Origin of the sequence: Tenacibaculum soleae, from assembly GCF_030549005.1 — a bacterium.
GTDB classification, from domain to species: domain Bacteria; phylum Bacteroidota; class Bacteroidia; order Flavobacteriales; family Flavobacteriaceae; genus Polaribacter; species Polaribacter soleae.
The window spans coordinates 67,868-89,130 of sequence record NZ_JAUOSW010000004.1 but is presented as its reverse complement, the minus strand read 5'-3'; the positions used below and the strand labels follow the sequence as shown (position 1 = coordinate 89,130).

The 21,263-nt window shown below is 30.7% G+C and carries 14 protein-coding genes; 5 read left to right on the top strand and 9 right to left on the bottom strand.

Going from position 1 to position 21,263, the window contains the following annotated elements:
• Positions 1 to 113: 113 nt before the first annotated feature.
• The 3 genes from Q4586_RS06795 to Q4586_RS06785 all read right to left on the bottom strand — a co-directional run bounded on the left by Q4586_RS06795 (position 114) and on the right by Q4586_RS06785 (position 5,958).
• Complete coding sequence (locus Q4586_RS06795) at positions 114 to 1,472, bottom strand: OmpA family protein (RefSeq protein ID WP_303527674.1); 1,359 nt, start codon at positions 1,470 to 1,472, stop codon at positions 114 to 116.
• Between the two features lie 119 nt (positions 1,473 to 1,591).
• Entirely contained in the window at positions 1,592 to 2,785 is a 1,194-nt protein-coding gene (gene kbl, locus Q4586_RS06790) for a glycine C-acetyltransferase (protein ID WP_303527672.1), read from the bottom strand.
• 47 nt (positions 2,786 to 2,832) lie between these two features.
• Positions 2,833 to 5,958: a UvrD-helicase domain-containing protein gene (locus Q4586_RS06785; RefSeq protein WP_303527670.1), complete on the bottom strand. Its 3,126-nt coding sequence runs from the start codon at positions 5,956 to 5,958 to the stop codon at positions 2,833 to 2,835.
• A 322-nt stretch (positions 5,959 to 6,280) separates the two neighbouring features.
• Between Q4586_RS06785 and Q4586_RS06780 the strand changes: the two genes are divergently transcribed.
• Genes Q4586_RS06780 through Q4586_RS06765 form a run of 4 tightly spaced genes read left to right on the top strand, consistent with a single transcriptional unit; the run spans position 6,281 to position 13,651 of the window.
• Positions 6,281 to 9,430: a SusC/RagA family TonB-linked outer membrane protein gene (locus tag Q4586_RS06780; RefSeq protein ID WP_303527667.1), complete on the top strand. Its 3,150-nt coding sequence runs from the start codon at positions 6,281 to 6,283 to the stop codon at positions 9,428 to 9,430.
• Between the two features lie 16 nt (positions 9,431 to 9,446).
• Complete coding sequence (locus Q4586_RS06775) at positions 9,447 to 10,928, top strand: SusD/RagB family nutrient-binding outer membrane lipoprotein (RefSeq protein ID WP_303527663.1); 1,482 nt, start codon at positions 9,447 to 9,449, stop codon at positions 10,926 to 10,928.
• Positions 10,929 to 10,988: 60 nt separating this feature from the next.
• Entirely contained in the window at positions 10,989 to 12,557 is a 1,569-nt protein-coding gene (locus Q4586_RS06770; RefSeq protein ID WP_303527660.1) for a purple acid phosphatase family protein, read from the top strand.
• A gap of 2 nt (positions 12,558 to 12,559) precedes the next feature.
• Positions 12,560 to 13,651 (top strand): alkaline phosphatase family protein, encoded by a 1,092-nt coding sequence (locus tag Q4586_RS06765; protein WP_303527657.1) that lies wholly within the window; start codon positions 12,560 to 12,562, stop codon positions 13,649 to 13,651.
• Between the two features lie 68 nt (positions 13,652 to 13,719).
• Here the strand turns inward: Q4586_RS06765 and Q4586_RS06760 are convergent, their stop codons facing one another.
• From Q4586_RS06760 to Q4586_RS06735, 6 genes are read right to left on the bottom strand one after another with little or no spacing between them, the layout of a single operon-like run.
• On the bottom strand, positions 13,720 to 14,880 hold the full coding sequence (locus Q4586_RS06760) for a metal ABC transporter permease (protein ID WP_303527654.1): 1,161 nt from the start codon (positions 14,878 to 14,880) through the stop codon (positions 13,720 to 13,722).
• Positions 14,873 to 15,997, bottom strand: a complete 1,125-nt coding sequence (locus Q4586_RS06755) for a metal ABC transporter permease (RefSeq protein WP_303528207.1) — start codon at positions 15,995 to 15,997, stop codon at positions 14,873 to 14,875. The genes Q4586_RS06760 and Q4586_RS06755 overlap by 8 nt, the downstream gene beginning before the upstream one ends.
• 12 nt (positions 15,998 to 16,009) lie before the next feature.
• The gene (locus Q4586_RS06750; protein WP_303527651.1) at positions 16,010 to 16,387 is read right to left on the bottom strand and encodes a four helix bundle protein; all 378 of its coding nucleotides are present in this window, start codon (positions 16,385 to 16,387) and stop codon (positions 16,010 to 16,012) included.
• A 52-nt stretch (positions 16,388 to 16,439) separates the two neighbouring features.
• Entirely contained in the window at positions 16,440 to 17,177 is a 738-nt protein-coding gene (locus Q4586_RS06745) for a metal ABC transporter ATP-binding protein (RefSeq protein WP_303527648.1), read from the bottom strand.
• 1 nt (position 17,178) lies between these two features.
• Positions 17,179 to 18,090 (bottom strand): metal ABC transporter solute-binding protein, Zn/Mn family, encoded by a 912-nt coding sequence (locus Q4586_RS06740; protein WP_303527645.1) that lies wholly within the window; start codon positions 18,088 to 18,090, stop codon positions 17,179 to 17,181.
• A 1-nt stretch (position 18,091) separates the two neighbouring features.
• Complete coding sequence (locus Q4586_RS06735; protein WP_303527642.1) at positions 18,092 to 18,748, bottom strand: metal-dependent transcriptional regulator; 657 nt, start codon at positions 18,746 to 18,748, stop codon at positions 18,092 to 18,094.
• 107 nt (positions 18,749 to 18,855) lie between these two features.
• Between Q4586_RS06735 and Q4586_RS06730 the strand changes: the two genes are divergently transcribed.
• Positions 18,856 to 21,180, top strand: coding sequence for a TonB-dependent receptor (locus Q4586_RS06730; protein WP_303527640.1), 2,325 nt, complete (start codon positions 18,856 to 18,858; stop codon positions 21,178 to 21,180).
• Positions 21,181 to 21,263: the final 83 nt, after the last annotated feature.

Sequence of the window (21,263 nt, the reverse complement as noted above, 5' to 3'; positions counted from 1 at the left end):
AATTTTTTTAGTGGAATTTAAAAAGGGTTTCGTAGTATTTTTGCTAAAAAAATAAGCAAAAAAAAAAGGCTTCACATATGTGAAGCCTTTAATATTATTTATGTTTAGTTAAATTATTTAGCTAATTTAATTTCAACACGTCTGTTTTGAGCTCTACCAGCTCTTGTTTTGTTATCAGCGATTGGATAGTCTTCTCCAAATCCTGCAGATGATAATCTTGAAGCAGCAACACCAGCTTTAGAAACTAAATAGTCTAAAACAGCTTTTGCTCTTTTTTCAGATAATCTTTTGTTAGTAGAAGCTCTACCTTGACTATCTGTATGACCTTGAATACTAAAGTTTGCTTTAGAGTATTCTTTCATAATCGCAGCAATTAAATCTAATTTACCAGAAACTCCAGGTCTGAAAGAAGTTCTTCCTGAGTTAAAGTAAATAGCTCTAGCAAAATCATTTAATTTCTTTTCTGCCTCTTTAGTAATTAATACTTCAGGACATCCGTTGTTAGAAACAACACCTGCAACAGTAGGACATTTATCGTCTTTATCTAAAACGCTATCTCCATCAGTATCTGGCCAAGGACAACCTGCGTTTGCAACAGGACCTGCCACAGAAGGACATTTATCTTTACCATCAACTACACCATCTCCGTCAGTATCAGGACATCCGTTGTTAGCTTTAGTTCCTTTTTCAGTAGGACATGCATCATCTTTATCAGCAATACCATCTTCATCAGTATCAGGACATCCATTTAAAGCAGCTAAACCAGCAACTTCTGGACATGCATCATCAGCATCTTTTATCCCGTCACCATCAGTATCAGGACAACCATTAAACTCTTCTAAACCTGCAACCTCTGGACATGCATCGTGCTTATCAAAAACACCATCACCATCTGTATCAGTTCCTCCGAATTTAAATACTAAACCAACAGAATGTTGAAAATGATCTTGTACTTTATCTCCAAATTCTTTCTTTCCTCCTGACTGGAAGTTTAAACCTAAATTATCATTAAACCAAGTGTTGAATCCTAAACCTGCGTTTAACATTCCTTCTCCTTGATCAGCTAATGAAGTATAACCACCACCTAAATATACATAAGGATCAAACCAAGAAGTTTCTCCAAATAAATTATTTAAATCATATTTTACATTTGCATCAATAGCCCAATATAGTTCATCCATATCGTTTTCAGTAGCAAAAGTTTTAATCTTATTTAAAGACCCTGCTAATTGTAATGTAAAACCATCGTTTAAATACTTCTCTACAGATATTCTTGAAATTGATGGCAAAACATTCCAGTCACTAGTACCGATATAATCTTTTGCATAATCTCCAAATTCAGTTGGAATTCTAACGTCTACAGCGTTAACTCCAAACCCAACCACCCACGGGTTGTCTGAATCCTGTGCGTTTGCCGTTCCTACAGTTGCGAACGTAAACAAAGCTATCACAGCTAATTTGATTTGTTTCATTATAAAAAATTTAAATTAAAAGTTCGTTTATATATTAAGCAAATGTAAGTTGTTAAAACTTATTTACAAAAATAATTCTACAAAAAATTACAAGAAAGTAAGTTTTTGTATAGTTATTTTTAAAGCACTGCTAGCTCTTTACCCACTTTTACAAAGGCATTAATTGCTTTATCTAGATGCTCTTTTTCATGTGCTGCTGACAACTGCACACGTATCCTAGCCTGATCTTTTGGCACTACTGGAAAGAAAAATCCAATAACATAAATACCTTCCTCCAATAACTTATCTGCCATATCTTGAGAAAGTTTTGCATCGTACAACATTACCGGCACAATTGCAGCATCGGCTCCTACTAGGTCAAAACCTGCCTTTTCCATTTCTGTTCTAAAGTAATTGGTGTTCCATTCTAACTTATCTCTTAAAGATGTATCATTAGAAATAATATCAAAAACTTTTAACGCACCTCCTACTAAAGATGGCGCTAATGAATTTGAAAATAAATATGGACGTGAACGTTGACGCAGTATTTCAATTACTTCTTTTTTACCTGTTGTATAACCTCCCATTGCTCCACCGAGTGCTTTACCTAAAGTACCTGTTACAATATCAACACGATCCATTACATTTTTAAGTTCAACTGTACCACGACCTGTTTTACCAATAAACCCGGTTGCGTGACATTCATCAACCATTACCATGGCATCATATTTATCAGCTAAATCACAAATTTCATCAAGCTTTGCAACAATTCCATCCATGGAGAAAACCCCATCAGTAACAATAATTTTAAAACGATGACCTTGTTTATTCGCTTCTATTAATTGTTCTTCTAGAGAACTCATGTCATTATTATTATAACGATAACGAGCTGCCTTACATAAACGAACACCATCTATAATAGACGCATGATTTAAACTATCTGAAATAATAGCGTCTTCTTTTGTTAATAGTGGTTCAAAAACACCTCCATTGGCATCAAAAGCTGCTGCGTATAATATTGTATCTTCTGTTGTGTAGAAATCAGCAATTTTTTGTTCTAACTTCTTATGAATATCTTGTGTTCCACAAATAAAACGTACAGATGACATTCCAAAACCATGTGTATCCATAGTGTCTTTTGCTGCTTGAATTACTTCTGGATTATTTGACAACCCTAAATAATTATTTGCACAAAAATTAACTACCTCTTCACCTGTTGATACTTTAATTACTGCATCTTGTGATGATGTAATGATACGTTCTGACTTGTATAGTCCAGCATCTTTAATATCCTGAATTTCTTTTTGTAATTGTTCTTTTATTTTTCCGTACATAATTTTATGTTTGAAAGTGTTTGTTTTTAAAAAGTCAAAGTTAGTTGTTAAACTTCTTCAACCAAAATTTCTTCATTAATATATATGAGTAGTTTTTTTGCTACCTTAAAATTCATCGATTTTAAAACTCGTTCATAGCGCAATAATTGTTGATGATAACTTTTAGATGGCTTACCTGTTTTATAATCAATTATTGTTACATTATTATCTGCATCAAAAACCAATCTATCTGGAATTAAAATTTGATTATCAACATCTACAATTTCACGCTCATTATATATAGTTACATCGTTAACATAATATTTTTTTAATGTTGGATGATTTACAATCTTATCAATATCAATTTGAATCGATTTTGCTTGTTGTGCATCAACAACTCCTTGCTGCTTGTATTGACCTACAACTTTTATAACATCATTACCAGTTATAATCTTTGCCATCATTTCATGAATTAAATTTCCGAACTCAATAGCTTCTCCTTGCAAAGTATCCCAAAGTTTTGAAGCACTTGCTAACATATGAATATTTTGTGCTTGCCAAGAAGTGGATATAAATTCTTGTTGATTTTCTGCCAATGAAACTTGTTTTTCTTTTTTACTAACTCGATTAGCATCACCAAAAAAATACGTTAATTCACCATCATTCCAAATATTATTCTCTTTTAAATAATTGATGAAAATTCCCGAATAAAAATTGGTATTTTCTTCACCTTTTGCTGTTATTTTATATTCGGTAATTATATGCAACTGCTCTACAGCTCTTGTTAACGCAACATATAAAAGATTAAAATTATCTAATTCTAATTCTTCACGTTGTTGATTAAATATTTCTAAACCACGATCATTAACTAACTTTAAATCTTTATTAAATGGCACTAATAATTCTTTAAAGTTCTCAAAATCTTCTGGCAATTTATCTAACCATACTTTTGGATTTATTTGTCGGTAAACATCTAAATCGTACGGAAAAACAACCACAGGAAACTCTAACCCTTTCGATTTATGAATTGTCATTACCTGAACTGCATTGCCGCTTTCGGGAGCCACAATACTTAAATTACCTTTTTTTTCTTCCCAAAAATCTAAAAACTCTTGAATACTTGTTCCTTTTCGTTGTTGTTCTAAAACCACATCTAAAAAAAACTGCACATACGCATCTGAAGAATTTATCAATTTAAAACTTCTTATTATTTCTTCTATCTTTTCATAAAATGGCATTTGATGAAAAGCCTTTAAATTAAAAGGCACCTGATAGTTTGTTAGCTGATTAAAAATAACCTCATTCGATTCATGAATTAGTGCTGATATAAACGAATGTTTTTCGGTTATTATTTGTAAATGATCATGTAAAAAATATAAAAATTCTAATGCCGTTTCTTTATCATTAGGGTGTTGAATTAACTGCAATACATCAATAATAAAATTAACTTTTGAGCTATTTTGCAGCAACAATGTTTCAGATGATATAATATCAATTCCGTTTTCAGATAAATAATTTGCAACGGCAATTCCGTCTTTTTTCTTGCGGACTAATACACAAATTTCATTTAAAGAAAAGGTAGTTTCTAAGCTTTTTATTTTTCCTAAAATTTTCTTCGGATATTTTAAAACCTCATCTTCTTTTTCTTCTTCCTTTTCTAAAAAGGATAAAGATACAAACCCTCCTTTTTTAGCAGTTGTTAATTGCTTATTTCCTTCAATAAATAATTTTTTATACTCTTCTTTTTGAAAAAAATTAGCCGTATGTTGAAAAAACTGATTGTTAAAATCAATTACCTCGGTAAAACTTCTATAATTGGTTTCTAATGTTTTTATTTCTTTCGGAACATGAAACGGGTTTTCAATGTCAGACCCTAATGCAATAAATTGCTCTGCTTTTCCACCTCGCCAACGATAAATGGCTTGCTTACCATCGCCAACCAACAATAAATTACTGTTTTCTTGCGCCAATGCATTATCTATTAACGGAATTATATTTTGCCATTGTAATACCGATGTATCTTGCATTTCATCAATAAAATAATGCATAAATCGTTGTCCAATACGCTCGTAAATAAATGGTGCTGGCTGGTCTTTTATATTATCAGAAATTAATTGATTAAACTCTGCATTTAATCGAATATTATTTTCTTCCTTTATATGTGTTAGTTCAAAATTAACGTAATTTAAAACAGCTAATGGAATGATACTTTTTAGTGCCAATTTGTTCATTAAAAATTGCTGATACAATTCTTCTGATTGACTGTATAAGTTCAACAATTCTGGCAAAACACCTTCAATGGCATTTTTTACATCGTCTGATTTTGATTTTGCATAAAAATTATTTTCTTCAACGCGTTCACGAAGTTTAGATTCTTCAAAAAACTTTGCTTTTTCTGGATTTTGAAACAAAGCCAAAAAATGATTTGGTAACATCGATCTATAAAAATCTTTATGTGCTATTTCAGCAGATGCTATAATTTGTAACCCTTTGTTTCCAAGTTTTACAAACTTGTTTTTAATTTCCTTTTGATGTTTAGCTAATTTGTTTTTAAGATTGGTAAAATCTGCCAATTTCTTATCAGTTAGTTTTCTAAAATGTTTGGTATCATCTTCATTTAATAAAATTCTTGAAAACTCATTTAGCTCCAACGAAATATCCCATGATTTATCATCATCAGCCTTATCTAAAGAAAAATCTATCAGTAACTTTGTTAAATCTTTATCAGTTCCTATTTTAGATATCAATACATCCACCGCTTCATTTAATAAAGAAACTGCATCCATTTCTACCTCAAAATTTAAAGGCAACCCTAAATCATAGGCAAAACTTTTAATTATTTTATGCGTAAAACTATCAATTGTAGTGATTGAAAAAGCAGAGTAATTTTGTAAAACAGCATCTAGAACTCGCTGACTTCTTTCTTTTATTATTGCTTTGTCAATAGTTATTTCACTTGCAATAATTTTAAATAAATCATTCTCCTTTCCATCAGAAAATTCTTGTAAATTTTCTAACACTCGTTCCTTCATTTCACCGGCAGCTTTATTAGTAAACGTAATTGCCAAAATTTTTTGAAACTTAAAAATATCATCAGAATTCAGTAATACTTTTAGATACTCCTTTACTAAGGTAAACGTTTTTCCACTTCCAGCAGATGCGTTATAAACTTGAAAACTAGATGAATTTTGCACAGAATTATTTTATTGCAAAATAATCATAATTATCCCAATTAACTTTGAATAATTTCATCTGTTTTATTTTTTAATTGTTACATCTAACTTAAGTAATATTTAAATTAACAAACTTATTAAGAAGTTATGGTTTTGATAAAATTTAGCGAAGACAAAACAAACTGTAAGTGTAAAAAAGCATTAACACCAAAATAAATTCATACTAAGTTAACATTGATGAATTAAAATAACATTTTATTTCGTTTTTGTTAACAAGAAGAAATCGTCTTAATAACATTCAAAGTCAATTTTTGCTTATCAAAAAAACTAATTAAATATTAAGATGAAAAAAAGTTACAAAACAAGACTATTACTAATTTACTCATTGTTATTTTGCTCATTAATTTTTTCACAAACTCATATTAAAGGAAAAATTGTTGATCAAAATAACATACCATTACCAAACGCTTCAATTATAGAAAAAGGTACTACAAATGGCACATTAACAAATTTTGATGGTGATTTTTCTTTTAAGGTAAAAAATAACGCTACAATAGTGGTTTCTTATCTAGGTTTCAACACCCAAGAGATAAAAGTATCTGAAAAAAAAAATATCACAATTGTTTTAAAAGAAGATGAAACCACATTAAACGAAGTTGTCATCACTGCATTAGGTATTAAACAACAACAAAAAAAATTGGGGTACGCTACACAAAAAATGAAAACAAATACAATTGAAGACGTTCCTGTTCCTAACACAGCAAATTTATTTACAGGACAAGTAGCTGGGTTAACAGTTAGTAATCCAACAGGATTGTTTCAAAAGGCTAATATTAAATTAAGAGGAGGTAGCCCAATAATAGTAATTGATGGAATTATTGTAGATACCGACTTTTATGATTTATCTCCTAATAATATTGCAGGTATTAATGTTCTAAAAGGACAAACAGCTGCTGCTTTATATGGGTCTAAAGGTAAGGATGGTGCTATTTTAATTACTACTAAAAATGTAAAAAAAGAAGGCATAGAAATTAGTTTTAGTCATAATAATATGATCTCAGCAGGTTTTACCATTTTTCCAGAAACCCAAACCGAATACGGTAATGGATCTAATGGAAAATATGAATTTTGGGATGGTAAAGATGGTGGTATCTCAGATGGAGATATGATTTGGGGACCTAAATTTGAACCAGGAGTATTAATAAAACAATGGAATAGCCCTATTTTAGATAACGTAACAGGAAAAGAAATACCTTGGTGGGGTGATGTTACTGGTACAGAATATGATGATAAATCTAGATACTCAAGAGTTGCCACTCCTTGGAAATACCATAATAACTTAAAAGATTTTATGGGTACTGCTTTTATTTCAAACACTAATTTTTCAATATCTCAAAAAGGAGAAAATGGATCGCTAAAGTTAACAGCAAATTATAAGAGTCATGATGATAGAGTTCCAAACGCAAGTCTTAAAACTGGTGGTTTAACATTTAAATCATCAACTATTTTATCAAAAAAATTAGCCTTAGATACAAAGCTAGCTTACAACAAAGTATATTCTCCTAATTACCCAAGACATGGTTATGGCCCAAAAAATCATATGTATACCATACTCATATGGATGGGAGACGACGTTAATGGAAAAGACTTAAAAAATCACATGTATATTACAGGCCAAGAGGGCTATAGACAGGCAAATTATAATTATGCTTGGTATAATAATCCATATTTCGCGGCGCAAGAATTAAAGCAACAATATGATGCCAATTTGATTAATGCTCAAATGAGTTTAAAATATACCCCAACAGATAATTTTGATATTCAGTTTAGAGGATCTGGCGTTATAAAAGATGTTTTTGAAGACAGAAAAAGCCCTAAAACATATTTAAATTATGGAGATCCAAGAGCTGGAGATTATAAAACATGGAATAAAAGAACACAAACATACAATTTTGATCTATTAGCACATTACAAAAAAGATTTATCTAAAAATCTCACACTTGATTTAAATATCGGTGCATCAAGTTTTTATAAAAAACACCAACAAGAGTACAATGCAACAGATGGGCTAATTATACCTTTTAATTATAATTTAAATAACACAAAAGGAAATGTTAAAGCTAATACCTACCTCAGTAAAGAAGCTTCAAACAGTGTGTACGCTACTTTAGGTATCGATTTGTACAATACTGTTTTTTTTAATGTTACCGGAAGAAATGACTGGTCATCTACACTACCAAAAGAAAATAGCTCTTACTTTTATCCCTCAGCTTCAATAAGCACATTAGTTTCTAATTTATTTACAATGCCTGAAGCTGTTGACTATTTAAAAGTTAAAGCTTCTTGGGCTAAAGTTTCTGGAGCCTTAGACCCTTATCAGATTTCTTCTTACTATGATAAAAATGGAGATTTTGATGGTAAAACAAAACTTAATTACCCTAATTTATTAGTTAACCCAAATATTAAACCCGAATCTAAATCGACTTTTGAAGTAGGACTAACAACAAGTCTCTTATCTAACAAGTTAGGTTTAGACTTTACATATTATAAAGAATTATCTACAAATCAAATTATTGAACTTCCTGTTTCTTTAGCTTCAGGCTTTGAAAACAGGTTTGTTAATGGCAATGAATATACAAGAAAAGGGTACGAAGTTGTAGTAAATGTATCTCCCATTAAAACAGATAAACTTTCTTGGGACATGCTAGTCAATTGGAGTACTAGTGAAAAAAGAATAACTTCTATTTACGATAACAAACCAAATTTTGGATATTTAAAACTAAACGACAGGGTAGATAGTCATATTACAAAAACCTGGCAAAAATCAGCAAACAATGAATTAATTATCAATTCAAAAGGTCTTCCAGTTAGAAACAGCTTTGAAAGCAACATTGGTCATAAAGATCCTAAATGGAGACTTGGGTTTCAAAATAATTTCAAAATCAATAAATTCACTATTGGTGTAGGTATTGATGGAGCATGGGGGGGCTTAATTAGATCTAGAACTGTAGAGAAAATGTGGTGGGGAGGTAAACACCCAAATTCAACAGAGTATAGAGATAAAGAATATGCTGCAGGAAAGGCAGTATATGTACCAAACGGAGTAAATGTAATCAATGGTTCTGTGACACATGATGTATTTGGAAATATAACTTCTGACACTAGGGTATATCAAAAAAATACAACTGCTGTAAATTGGCAAAGTTGGTCACAAACATACCCATATAGAGCAGCAATTTTAGATACCGATAACAAAAAATTCGCTAATGTATTTGATCGTAGTTTTTTCAAATTAAGATCCCTTTCTATTAAATATGATTTTACAGAAATGTTTGATATAAAAAAAGTAAAAAATATTAGTGCTACACTTAGTGGTTATAATTTATTAGCATGGAAAAAAGCAGATATCATTGATCCTGATTTTGGAAATGATGAAAACCTTCAAGACCCTTCAACAAGATATATTGGTTTTGGAATAAACGTTAAATTTTAATCAAAAACAAAATAACATGAAAAACCTTAAATTAATATTTACAACGTTAATAACTATAATAATTTCTTCTTGTAGTGAATTTGAAGAAATAAATACAAACCCTAATAATGTAAAAGAAACACATCCTCAATTATTGTTGACTAACATTGAGGTTGAGGCATTTCAGGTAAATGGTACATCTTCTTTATATGCATCAAGAATGTTAGTTTCATCAGACAGCGAAAATAATGAACAATATTACAATTGGGACAGCGCTAGTTTTGATAAATATAGTGCTTTAGGAGAAATTACTAAAATGATTCAAGAAGCAACTAGAATTAAAGCTCCTGAATATATCGCATTAGGTAAATTTTTTAGAGCTTATTATTTTTATAACTTGGCATTAACTTTTGGAGACATCCCTTATAGCGAAGCACTACAAGGAGAATTCAATAAAGTTTATTTCCCAACTTATAGTACACAAAAAGAAGTTTTTAAAGGTATTTTAATCGAATTAGCTGAGGCCAACAATATATTAAAAACAAATAATAATATTATCGATGGAGATATTATTTTTAAAGGAAATACTTATAAGTGGAGAAAGTTAATTAATTCTTTTAGGTTAAAGATATTACTTTCTTTATCCAAACAAGAAGAAACTTCTGAGCTAAACATAAAATCCTCTTTTGCAAATATATTTGCAAACGAACCTATTATTTCCTCAAGTGATGAAAATGCACAAATAGTTTTTATAGACACTGACGGAGCAAGGTATACTGAATTTAACTCTAGTGGTTACGGGTCAGGTATGTACATGGCAAAAACCTTTGTAAATTTATTAAAAGAAAGAAATGATCCAAGATTATTTATTTTTTGCACACAAACAAAAAATGCAAAAGAAAATGGTTTAGCTATAAATGATTTTAATGCATATAATGGGGCTGATGCATTAAAACCATATGGAGAAATAAACACTCTTGCTGCAGCAGGAGAATTATCTAAGGTAAATTTAAGATATAGTACAGATCCAACAACCGAGGCTCATAATATACTTGGTTATTGGGAGATGGAATTTATTTTAGCAGAGGCCGCTATTAGACGCTGGATTATAACTGATGCAAAAGAACATTACAACAATGGTATTAGAGCTTCTTTTAATTTTTATAACAAACAAGCTAAAGGGTTAGAAAACTACGTAAACGCTAATGCCGCAAACAATTACATACAAGGAATAAAAGTTAATTTCGATTCAGCTACTACAGTAGAACAACAGTTAGAATTTATTTTAACTCAAAAATATTTTACTTCTTTTTTACAAACTGGATGGAGAATGTATTTTGATTTTTTAAGAACAGGCTACCCAAAATTACCTTTTGATGCATCAGCAACTCCTCCTACAAGATGGATGTATCCAAACTCTGAATACACCGAAAATTCAAAAAACACTAAAGCTGCTGTTATAAACCAATTTGGTGAAGGGAATGACAAAACAAGAGAGTTAACTTGGTGGTTAAAATAATTTTAATTTTTAAGGTCATAGGCAACTTATCTATGACCTTACCTTAAAAAATATACTCATATGAAAAATTCGATAATTATATGTTTTCTTTTTCAATTACAAGTCTTTAGTCAAAAAACAATAATTGAAGTACAACCCTTTTTACAGGATGCAACTCCAAATTCGATTATCATAAAATGGCAAACAAACTCTAACAAAAAAAGTTTTGTAGAATGGGGACTTTCTAGAAAATTAGGAAATAAAAATAGAGCAAAATCAGAGGACATTAACTTTACTGCCAAACGAATTCACAAGGTTAAATTATCTGACTTAAAAAGATTCACAACTTACTATTACAGGGTTAAAACAGGAAAAACAATTTCAGATATTTTTCAATTTAAAACACCCCCATTTGCAAGAGATGAAAAAAGCTTTAAGATAGTTGCAATGAGCGATATGCAATATGACCACAATCAACCAGATAAATATAAAGAAATAGTAAATGAAGGGGTAATTTCATATCTAAAAAACGAACTTAAAGGCAAATTATCTGATAACCTTGCCTTAGTAATGATCCCTGGAGATTTAGTAGAAAATGGAACAAAACTTAAACAATGGGAAAATCATTTTTTTAAACCTTCAAAAAAAATATTTTCAAGAGTTCCTGTATATCCTGTATTAGGAAATCATGAAAAAAATTCACAATATTATTTTAAATATTTTAGCTTACCTAAAAATGGAAGCCCAGAATACGCAGAACATTGGTGGTACAAAGATTATGGAAATACTCGAATTTTGGGATTAGATTCTAATAATGGTTATAGAGATAGTAAAAACCAATATCTATGGTTAAAAACTACTTTAGAAAAAACAGCAAAAGATGACAATATTGATTTCGTTTTTGCACAATTACATCACCCACACAAATCAGAATTATGGATTCCAGGAGAAGAAGATTTTAGCCGAAAAGTTGTTAAATTACTAGAATCATTTACAACAAAAACAGGAAAACCAAGTGTACATTTTTTTGGTCACACACATGGATACTCAAGGGGACAATCAAAAAACCATAAACACTTATGGGTAAATGTAGCTTCTGCAGGGGGTGCAATAGATAATTGGGGTGAATTTAAAGGAAGAGATTATGAGGAATTTACTGTAACTCAAGATGAATATGGTTTTGTTGTTGTAGAGGTTGATGGAAATAGAAAAAACCCAAAATTTACTCTTAAAAGAATAAGTAGGGGTAACAAGGATAATTTCAGAAACAATGAACTTAGAGATAGTATTGTTATTTATAAAAAAAGACGAAAACCACATTTTCCAAAGGGACTTATTACAAAAAACACTACAATTAAAGGAGCCATTTTAAAAGCAGGAGCTTTTAAAAGCGACTTTAATAATGCATTTCACGCTGCTTCAAATTGGCAGGTTTCAACTAAAAAAGATTTTTCAGAGTTAATTTTAGATAGTTGGAAACAACACGAGAATTGGTATTATAAAGAAAATAGGCAAAAAAATGACGACTTAACTGATGAAAAAACAAATCGTCTAAAAGCTAACACAACATACTATTGGAGAGTCAGATACAGAGATCAAAGCTTAAACTGGAGCGACTGGTCTAACACTACATCTTTTAAAACAAAATAAAAATGAAAACAAATTTTAATATATTATTAATATTATTATTACTTAGCAGCACAATTAATTCTCAACAAAAAAAGGTAACACAAAAAGTTATTCTAATAACACTAGATGGTCTTCGATGGCAGGAACTTTTTTCAGGAGCTGATGAAAAATTAATTACTAACAAAAAATATGTTTCTAACATTAAAGAATTAAAAAATAAATTTTGGAAAGAAACTGAAAAGGAACGAAGAGAAAAACTATTTCCTTTTCTATGGAGTACTATTAGTCAAATAGGTCAAATTCATGGAAATAGAACTCTAGGAAGTAAAATGAACTTAACTAATAAACATTGGTTTTCTTACCCTGGATATAATGAAATATTAACAGGATCCTCTGATGATGCTAAAATTAAAAGTAACGATAAAATACCAAACCCTAACATTACTATTTTAGAAAAAGCTAACAAAAACAAAGCTTATAAAAATAAAGTTTTGGCAGTTGGTAGCTGGGATGTTTTTCCTTTTATAATTAACGAAAATAGAAGTGGTATTTCTGTTAATGCAGGATATAGACCTGCCAAGGGAGGTAATTTGACAGAAAGAGAAAAACTATTAAATAGTATGCAGAAATCTATTCCTAAAGAATGGAAAAATGTTCGCTTTGATGCTTTTACTCATTATTATGCTTTAGAAAAAATAAAAAAGGATCACCCTAATTTCATATTCATATCTTATGGTGAAACAGATGATTATGCGCACGATGGGGATTATGAAAAATATTTAAAATCTGCAAATAATACTGATACCATGATAAAAGAATTATGGACTCTCATTAATAACGATAACTTTTACAAAGGAAATACAACTTTTATTATTACAACAGATCATGGGCGAGGTACATTTCCTCTAGACAATTGGAAAAGTCACGGAAAAAATATTGAAGGATCAGATGAAGTTTGGTTAATCGCTTTTGGAAATAAAATTACTCCAACAGGTGAATTTTCTAAAAAAGAACAACTTTACACGAATCAAATTGCTGCAACAATTGCTAAGATATTAAAGTTACCTATTGACAATAAAAGAATTGGCAAACCATTATTACTTACAAAAAATTAGAAAGCGTCCTCCTATATTAATTATAGGAGGCTCTTTTTATTATTAATAAATATAATATTTAAATTATTTTACCCTCTAAATAAGAAAAAATCTTTTTTCATCGATTCAATTTTAGAATCATCGTTTGTTATTATGTAATCTATTGCTTTTTCTGTAAAAGCTTTTCCTTTTTGGGTAAGTGATATAATTTGGTTTTCAATAAGAATCATATTATTTTTCTCTGCTAAATCTACTACCGATTTTGCTTTAATTTTATGCCAATTTATATGTTCATTTAAATGATTAATATGTCTTTCTCTTTTTTCGGTATGATTATTTAAATGCAACAAAAAAGTAAGCAATTGTACTTCTTTTTGTTGTTGCCTATTTCGGTAAATCACAGAAATCAACCCTCTTTTTGGTGCTAATAAATACACAAAAAAGAAAATCAAACCAAGCATACTTATCATCGATCCTGATATAGAAGCATCTAACCAATGCGCTACCCAATAACCCAAAATGGCCGAAAACACACCAAATAGGCCTGAAAAAACTAACATTTTCTTTAAATCATTCGTTAATAAATAAGCGGTGGCCGCTGGCGCAATCATTAGAGCGACAACTAATATTGCTCCGACTGCATCAAAAGCTCCAACAGTTGTTACCGAAGCCACACTCATTAACCCGTAGTGAATTACAATTGGCGAAAAACCTAAAGCGGTTGCTAAACCTGCATCGAATGTACTTACTTTTAACTCTTTAAAAAAAGTAATTAAAAGACTTAAGGTAATTGCTAATATTGTTCCTATAACCCATAATGATTTAGGCCCAATATCTGTTCCGTTAATCATCAATCTATCAAACGGCGCGAAAGCTAATTCACCCAATAAAACAGCATCAACATCCAAATGAACGTCGTTTGCATTTTTAGATATCAAAAGTACACCAATACTAAACAATGCCGGAAATACTAAACCAATGGCTGTATCTTCTTTTACTAATTTTGTTTTTTGAATATATTCTACCAAAACAACGGTTAAAATTCCTGATAAAGCTCCCATTAAAATTAATAAAGGAGAATTTAAATCATGTGTAATAAAAAAACCTATTACCAATCCTGGCAAAATCGAATGGCTAATAGCATCACTAATTAAGGCCATTTTTCGCAATACCAAAAAAACACCAGGTATTGCACAAGCAATTGCAACTAAACTTGCTATTAATTGTATTTCTATCTGAGCACTACTCATTTTTTATATGTTGATTATATAAATTACCTGCAAACTGATATCCTTCTTCCGTCATCGACCACATTTTACCTTGCACTTTTATATATTTTTTTTCTTCTAATTCTTTTAAAGTTCCTCTGGTATACCCTTGAAAGTTGTTTAATATTTTCACCGCATGCGGATGCGATTTATCTTCGTGTGTTTTTACCAAATCAAACATAAAAGACAGGGTTTTATGCAATTGTAAATCACGTCTGTTCTTTAAAAAACGAATCTGACGAAAAAGCAATCCTCTAGAGGGTGAAAACACAAACGAAAACACTACAAATACTGCGGCAACTAACACAATTACAGGTCCTGTAGATAAATTAGATTCACTTGCACTAATTCCCGTACCAATAACTCCAGCAAGCAAACCAAAAATAGCCGCTAAAACAACCATAGTACTTAAACTATTTGTCCATTGACGTGCTGCTGCTGCTGGTGCTAACAACATGGCACTCATTAAAACAACCCCTACAGTTTGCAACCCTAAAACAATTGCTAATACAATAAAACTTGTAATTAATGTATCAATAAATTTTGTATTAAAACCTAAGGTTTTTGCATAATCTGCATCAAATAACAAGAGTTTAAATTCTTTCCAGAAAAGCAATAACACCAATAAACAAACAGCTGTAACTATTGCCATAAACCACACGTCTTTAATCAAAAGTGTTGCTGCCTGACCAAATAAAAACTTATCTAAACCTGATTGATTTGCATTTGGTAATTTTTGAATAAATGTTAACAACAACATTCCAAATCCGAAGAAAACAGAAAGAATCAATCCTAAAGCAGTATCTGTTTTTAAATGTGTGTTTTTTACAATTCCGCGTATCCAAAAAGCGCCGATTAATCCACTTATCAATGCGCCCAATAATAAAACATTGGTGTCTTTTGTACCTGTAATCAGAAACGCAATGGCAATTCCCGGAAGTGATGCGTGTGAAATTGCATCCCCTAATAAACTTTGTTTTCTTAACACTGCAAAACTACCTAGCATACCACAAATTGCACCTAAAATTGCAGTACCAATAGTAATTGTTCGAAGTGTATAATCTGTAAAAACGAGTTTAAAATATTCAGTAAAGTCGATAGTCGTTAGTTTTTAAAGGTTAGTATTTTTGTTACGTAAATCTTTTTGCAAACCTATAATCATCTTTGAAAGTTCTTCTAGTTTTTCACGAATCTCATTTTCAGACTTTTCAGAAATAAATTTTTGCCTTTTTGCAACCGAAATACAAACTACACATTCATTTGTAGAACCTAGTGCTATTTGTAAAAATCTATTAAACTGTTTGTCTGTATCTGCAGAACCTTCAGCAATGTTTAATGCAATAGAAACAGCAGCTCTATTGAATTGAGACTTCAATCCAAAACGCTCTATATCTGGAAAATTATTTGATATTTCATAAGAAAAGTCGACAAATTCAAGTGCCTTTTGATACACTTTCAAATCTTCAAACTTGAATTTTATTTTTCCCATTTTTATTGATTTTTTTCTTTTCTAACCACTACTCACTAAAATCTAAAAAAACTTACTGCTGTACACTTACTTTATAGTTAATTCCGTAAGTTTTGGTTAAATTATCATCATTAAAAATTTCTTTCACAGGACCCGTTGCAATCTTTTTTACATTTAAAAAAGTTACCCAATCGAAATATTCAGGAACTGTTTGCAAATCGTGATGTACTACAACTACTGTTTTTCCTGCTTTTCGTAATTCTTTTAAAATATTGATGATAGTAATTTCTGTAGTTGCATCAACTCCCTGAAACGGTTCGTCCATAAAATAAATAGCCGCATCTTGTGCTAATGCTCTGGCTAAAAAAACACGTTGTTGTTGCCCACCTGAAAGCTGCGATATTTGTCGATTTTTAAAAGCCAACATCCCTACTTTTTCAAGCGCTTCTAAAGCTATTTTTTTTTGTGATTTCCCTGGACGTTTTATCCAACCCAAACGACCGTATGTTCCCATCATAACAACATCTAAGGCTGTGGTAGGAAAATCCCAATCTACACTTCCTTTTTGAGGAACATAAGCAACTAATTTTCGCTGTTTATCGTATTGTTTTCCATAGATAGAAACACTTCCTGCAATGGGTTTTATAATTCCTAAAATAGATTTTATTAAAGTCGATTTACCAGCTCCATTTGGACCAACAATAGCCATTAAAACCCCTTCAGGAATGGCTAAGTCAATATCCCAAAGTACAGGTTTATAGTTATAAGCAACTGTTAAATCATCAACCGTTACTGCGTATTTTGTTTCCATATTATTTTAATGCGTTAACAATCGTATTCACATTTGCTTTGTACATACCTATATAAGTTCCTTCTTCTGTTCCTGCATTTCCTAAAGCATCAGAATATAATGTTCCACCAATTACCACTTCTTGGTTTTTAGATTTTACAGCTTCTTGTAAAGCTTCAATAGTTCGTTTTGGGACTGAACTTTCTACAAAAATTGCTTTTACGTTATTACCTATAATAAACTTGGCTAACTTTTGAACATCTTGAACACCAGCTTCTGTTGCTGTTGACAATCCTTGCAAACCGACCACCTTAAATTGATGTTGGTTTCCAAAATAATTAAACGCATCGTGTGCGGTTACCAAAATTCTTTTCTCTATTGGCAATTCGTTTATTTTGCTTTCAACCTCTTTATTTAAAGCTACTAGTTTTTCTAAATATTCTTTCGCGTTTTGCTGATAAAAAGCAGCATTTTTAGTATCTATTTCTGCTAATTTTTCTGCGACGTATAATGTTATCTTCCTCCAGTTATTAATATCAAACCAAATATGAGGATCGTAATTTGACGCAAATAATTCAGAACTTATTAAATCATTTTTATTAATTACATCAGAAACAATAATCGTTTTTTTATTTTGATGTTGCATCTTTTCAAAAACTTCTTCTAATTTTCCTTCTAAATGTAATCCGTTATAGATAACAACATCAGCATTAAATAATTTTGAAACATCACCTTCGCTAGCTTTATACAAATGCGGATCTACTCCTGCACCCATTAAACCTTTAACCTCTAATTTGTCACCTCCAATATTTTTCACTAAATCGGTAATCATCGTAGTGGTTGTAACTACTTTTAATTTACCGTTTTTGTTTTTTGCTTTTTTACCACAACTTACTACTAATAAGATTACCAATACTAATGCTACTTTCTTCATCTTAATTTTTTTGTATATAAATATTGTTTGCCACTTTATTTGAAATCGTCATTTCTTTTCCATTGATTTTCACTAGAAAAGAATCATCAAAAGGTTCTTTGTATATAATTGTTATTTGCTGCCCTAAAGCAATACCTTGTTTGTCTAAAAAACGTAAAAACTCAGAGGAAGAATCATTTACCCCAACTAAAACTCCTGTTTCATCTTTTATTAAAACTGATAGTAAACTTTTTTCAATAATTTGTAGATTTCCTTCTTTATCAGGAATTGGATCACCATGTGGATCATGTGTAGGAAAATCTAATAAAGCATCTAATTCATCTATTAATTTAGGTGATTTTATATGTTCTAATTGTTCAGCAACTTCATGCACTTCATCCCAAGAAAAATTAAGTTTTTCTACTAAAAAAACTTCCCACAAACGATGTTTTCGAATAATATTCGCTGCCGTTTTTTTTCCGAGATCAGTTAACGTAACTCCTTGATATTTCTTATAAACAACAACTTCTTTGTCAGATAATTTTTTAATCATATCTGTTACCGAAGATGCCTTTGTTTTTAAACTTTTAGCAATAGCGTTTGTACTAATTCCTTTATCAGACATTACTGCTAAATGATAAATGGTTTTTATATAATTTTCTTCTGACTGGCTAAACATTGTATTTTTTTGACTTTACAAATATATAATTTTTCATTTACATAAAATAATTTTTAGCCTTGTCTAAAAATTTATTTACATTTGCGTAAAAATTAAAACAATCAGCAATGAAAAATTCTATTCTTCTAATCATTTTATTTACAACAACCTTTGTAAAAGCACAAATAATCACAGGAAAAACAACCAACGCCAAAGGAGAAACAATTCCTTTTGCTAATATTCTTATAAGAGGAACAAACATTGGCACAACTACTGATAAAAATGGAAATTACACACTTGAAACATCAAAAAATAAATTTGTTTTAGTTGCTTCTTCTTTAGGGTATTTATCAGAACGAAAAAACATCAATTTAAAATCATCCGAAGAAAAAAAAGTTAATTTTATACTAAAAGAAACTGCTGAAATTTTAGACCAAGTAACTATAACAGGAACAAGAACTGATAAACGACAAACCAACAGTCCGGTAATTGTAAATGTAATTAATAGCGAAACTTTAGCTGACGTTCAAGCATGTAATTTATCTGAAGGGTTAAAATTCCAAACAGGTTTACGAGTAGAAACCGATTGCCAAACATGTAACTATACACAACTTCGTATGAACGGATTAACCGGGGGATATTCGCAAATATTAATTAATGGACGCCCAATTTTTAGTCCACTAACAGGCTTGTATGGTTTAGAACAAATTCCTACAAATATGATAAATCGTATCGAAGTGGTTCGCGGTGGAGGCTCTGCACTTTATGGTTCTAGCGCTATTGGTGGTACTGTAAACGTTATCACCAATATTCCTAAAAAAAATGAGTACAGCATTGGTTACACATACCAAAATATTAAAGGAACTTCTGATCATATTATTACGGGTAACGCTACTGTTGTAAATGATGAAAAAAACGCAGGGATTTCATTTTTTATAAACAATAGAGCTCGAGAAATTTATGATCATAATGGTGATAATTATTCTGAGCTTCCACAATTAAAAAACAACTCATTTGGTACTAATTTATTTTTTTTACCTACCGAAAATCAGAAGATAGAAATTAACTTTAGTAAAATGAACGAATATCGTTATGGTGGCGAAATGATTAAAACAGCTCCGCATTTTGCATTGCAATCTGAAGAAAGAACACATGATGTGTATGCTGGTAATATTGATTATCAAATTAATTTTAACGATGATAATAGTTCAATTATCACCTATTTTTCTTCTCAGTATACCGATAGAGATCATTATACTGGAGTGCGCCCAGAAGCAGGAACAACTGAAGACACTGCACATTTAGCAAATCCACCTTATGGTAATTCTGAAACTACTACTTTTCAAGGAGGATTACAGTTTAACCATAAATTAGATGATTTTTTAAAAGGGAATAATATATTAACTATCGGAACGGAGTTTGTACAAGATGATGTGTTTGATGAAATTGATGCGTATCAATATAAAGTAGATCAGGTTACCCAAAATTACGGGTTCTTTTTTCAGAGTGATTGGGAAATAAACGAAAAGTGGAATTTACTTGTAGGGGTTCGTTATGATCACCATAAATTAAATGCCTTGAAAAAAGATGGCACAAAAAAAACACTTATTAACAATGTAGCAAGCCCACGAGTTTCTTTATTATTTAAACCTTTTGAAAAAGGGCAGTTAAGAGCAACTTGGGGTACAGGTTTTAGAGCACCACAAGCTTTTGACACCGATTTACACATTGCTTTTGCCGGCGGAGGAATATCAAGAGTGCAACTTGCTGATGATTTAAAAAGAGAACGTTCAAATAGCTACACTGTTTCTTTTAATTACGATCAACCAACCGAACATTATATTTACGGATTTACTGTTGAAAGTTTTTATACCAATTTACAAGATGCTTTCTTTTTAGAAGCTATAGGAGAGGATGCTTTTGGAGAGGTTTTTGAAAAAAGGAATGGTGATGGCGCTGTTGTAAAAGGAATTACACTAGAAACACGTTTAAACTACGATGGTATCTTTCAGTTTGATGCTGGTTTTACTTATCAGTCGAGCAAATACAATACGGCAGTAACCAATTCTAATGTATTAGAAACAAAAAGAGAATTTTTACGTACACCAAATACTTATGGTTACGCAACTGCAACCTATACCCCTAATCAAAAGTTTAAAACAGCTTTAAATTTAGTATATACCGGCAAGATGAATGTTTTGCATTTAGCATCTAATCAAAACTTAATACAGGATGAATATTTTACTTCTCCATCATTTTTTAATGTAGGTATTAATTCAAGCTATAAATTCGAATTAGAAAAACTACAAACAAATATTGAGTTTACAGTAGGGGTTAAAAACATTTTTGATAGTTATCAATCAAAATTTGATATAGGAAACGAGCGAGACAGCAACTTTATATACGGGCCTGCAACTCCTAGAACCTACACTTTAGGAATTAAAATATTTTAACCGTTAACAATATGGTAACAATTACCCTTACCTCATAACACTAAACAAACATTCTGATAATGCAACATTAATTTCTAGTTAAC

What these genes read in the sequence shown, in the direction of transcription:
- Q4586_RS06730 (WP_303527640.1), top strand. Translation starts at nt 18,856, where the DNA reads ATGAAAAATTCTATTCTTCTAATCATTTTATTTACAACAACCTTTGTA.
- kbl (WP_303527672.1), bottom strand. Translation starts at nt 2,785, where the DNA reads ATGTACGGAAAAATAAAAGAACAATTACAAAAAGAAATTCAGGATATT.
- Q4586_RS06740 (WP_303527645.1), bottom strand. Translation starts at nt 18,090, where the DNA reads ATGAAGAAAGTAGCATTAGTATTGGTAATCTTATTAGTAGTAAGTTGT.
- Q4586_RS06780 (WP_303527667.1), top strand. Translation starts at nt 6,281, where the DNA reads ATGAAAAAAAGTTACAAAACAAGACTATTACTAATTTACTCATTGTTA.
- Q4586_RS06750 (WP_303527651.1), bottom strand. Translation starts at nt 16,387, where the DNA reads ATGGGAAAAATAAAATTCAAGTTTGAAGATTTGAAAGTGTATCAAAAG.
- Q4586_RS06775 (WP_303527663.1), top strand. Translation starts at nt 9,447, where the DNA reads ATGAAAAACCTTAAATTAATATTTACAACGTTAATAACTATAATAATT.
- Q4586_RS06735 (WP_303527642.1), bottom strand. Translation starts at nt 18,748, where the DNA reads ATGTTTAGCCAGTCAGAAGAAAATTATATAAAAACCATTTATCATTTA.
- Q4586_RS06770 (WP_303527660.1), top strand. Translation starts at nt 10,989, where the DNA reads ATGAAAAATTCGATAATTATATGTTTTCTTTTTCAATTACAAGTCTTT.
- Q4586_RS06765 (WP_303527657.1), top strand. Translation starts at nt 12,560, where the DNA reads ATGAAAACAAATTTTAATATATTATTAATATTATTATTACTTAGCAGC.
- Q4586_RS06795 (WP_303527674.1), bottom strand. Translation starts at nt 1,472, where the DNA reads ATGAAACAAATCAAATTAGCTGTGATAGCTTTGTTTACGTTCGCAACT.
- Q4586_RS06760 (WP_303527654.1), bottom strand. Translation starts at nt 14,880, where the DNA reads ATGAGTAGTGCTCAGATAGAAATACAATTAATAGCAAGTTTAGTTGCA.
- Q4586_RS06745 (WP_303527648.1), bottom strand. Translation starts at nt 17,177, where the DNA reads ATGGAAACAAAATACGCAGTAACGGTTGATGATTTAACAGTTGCTTAT.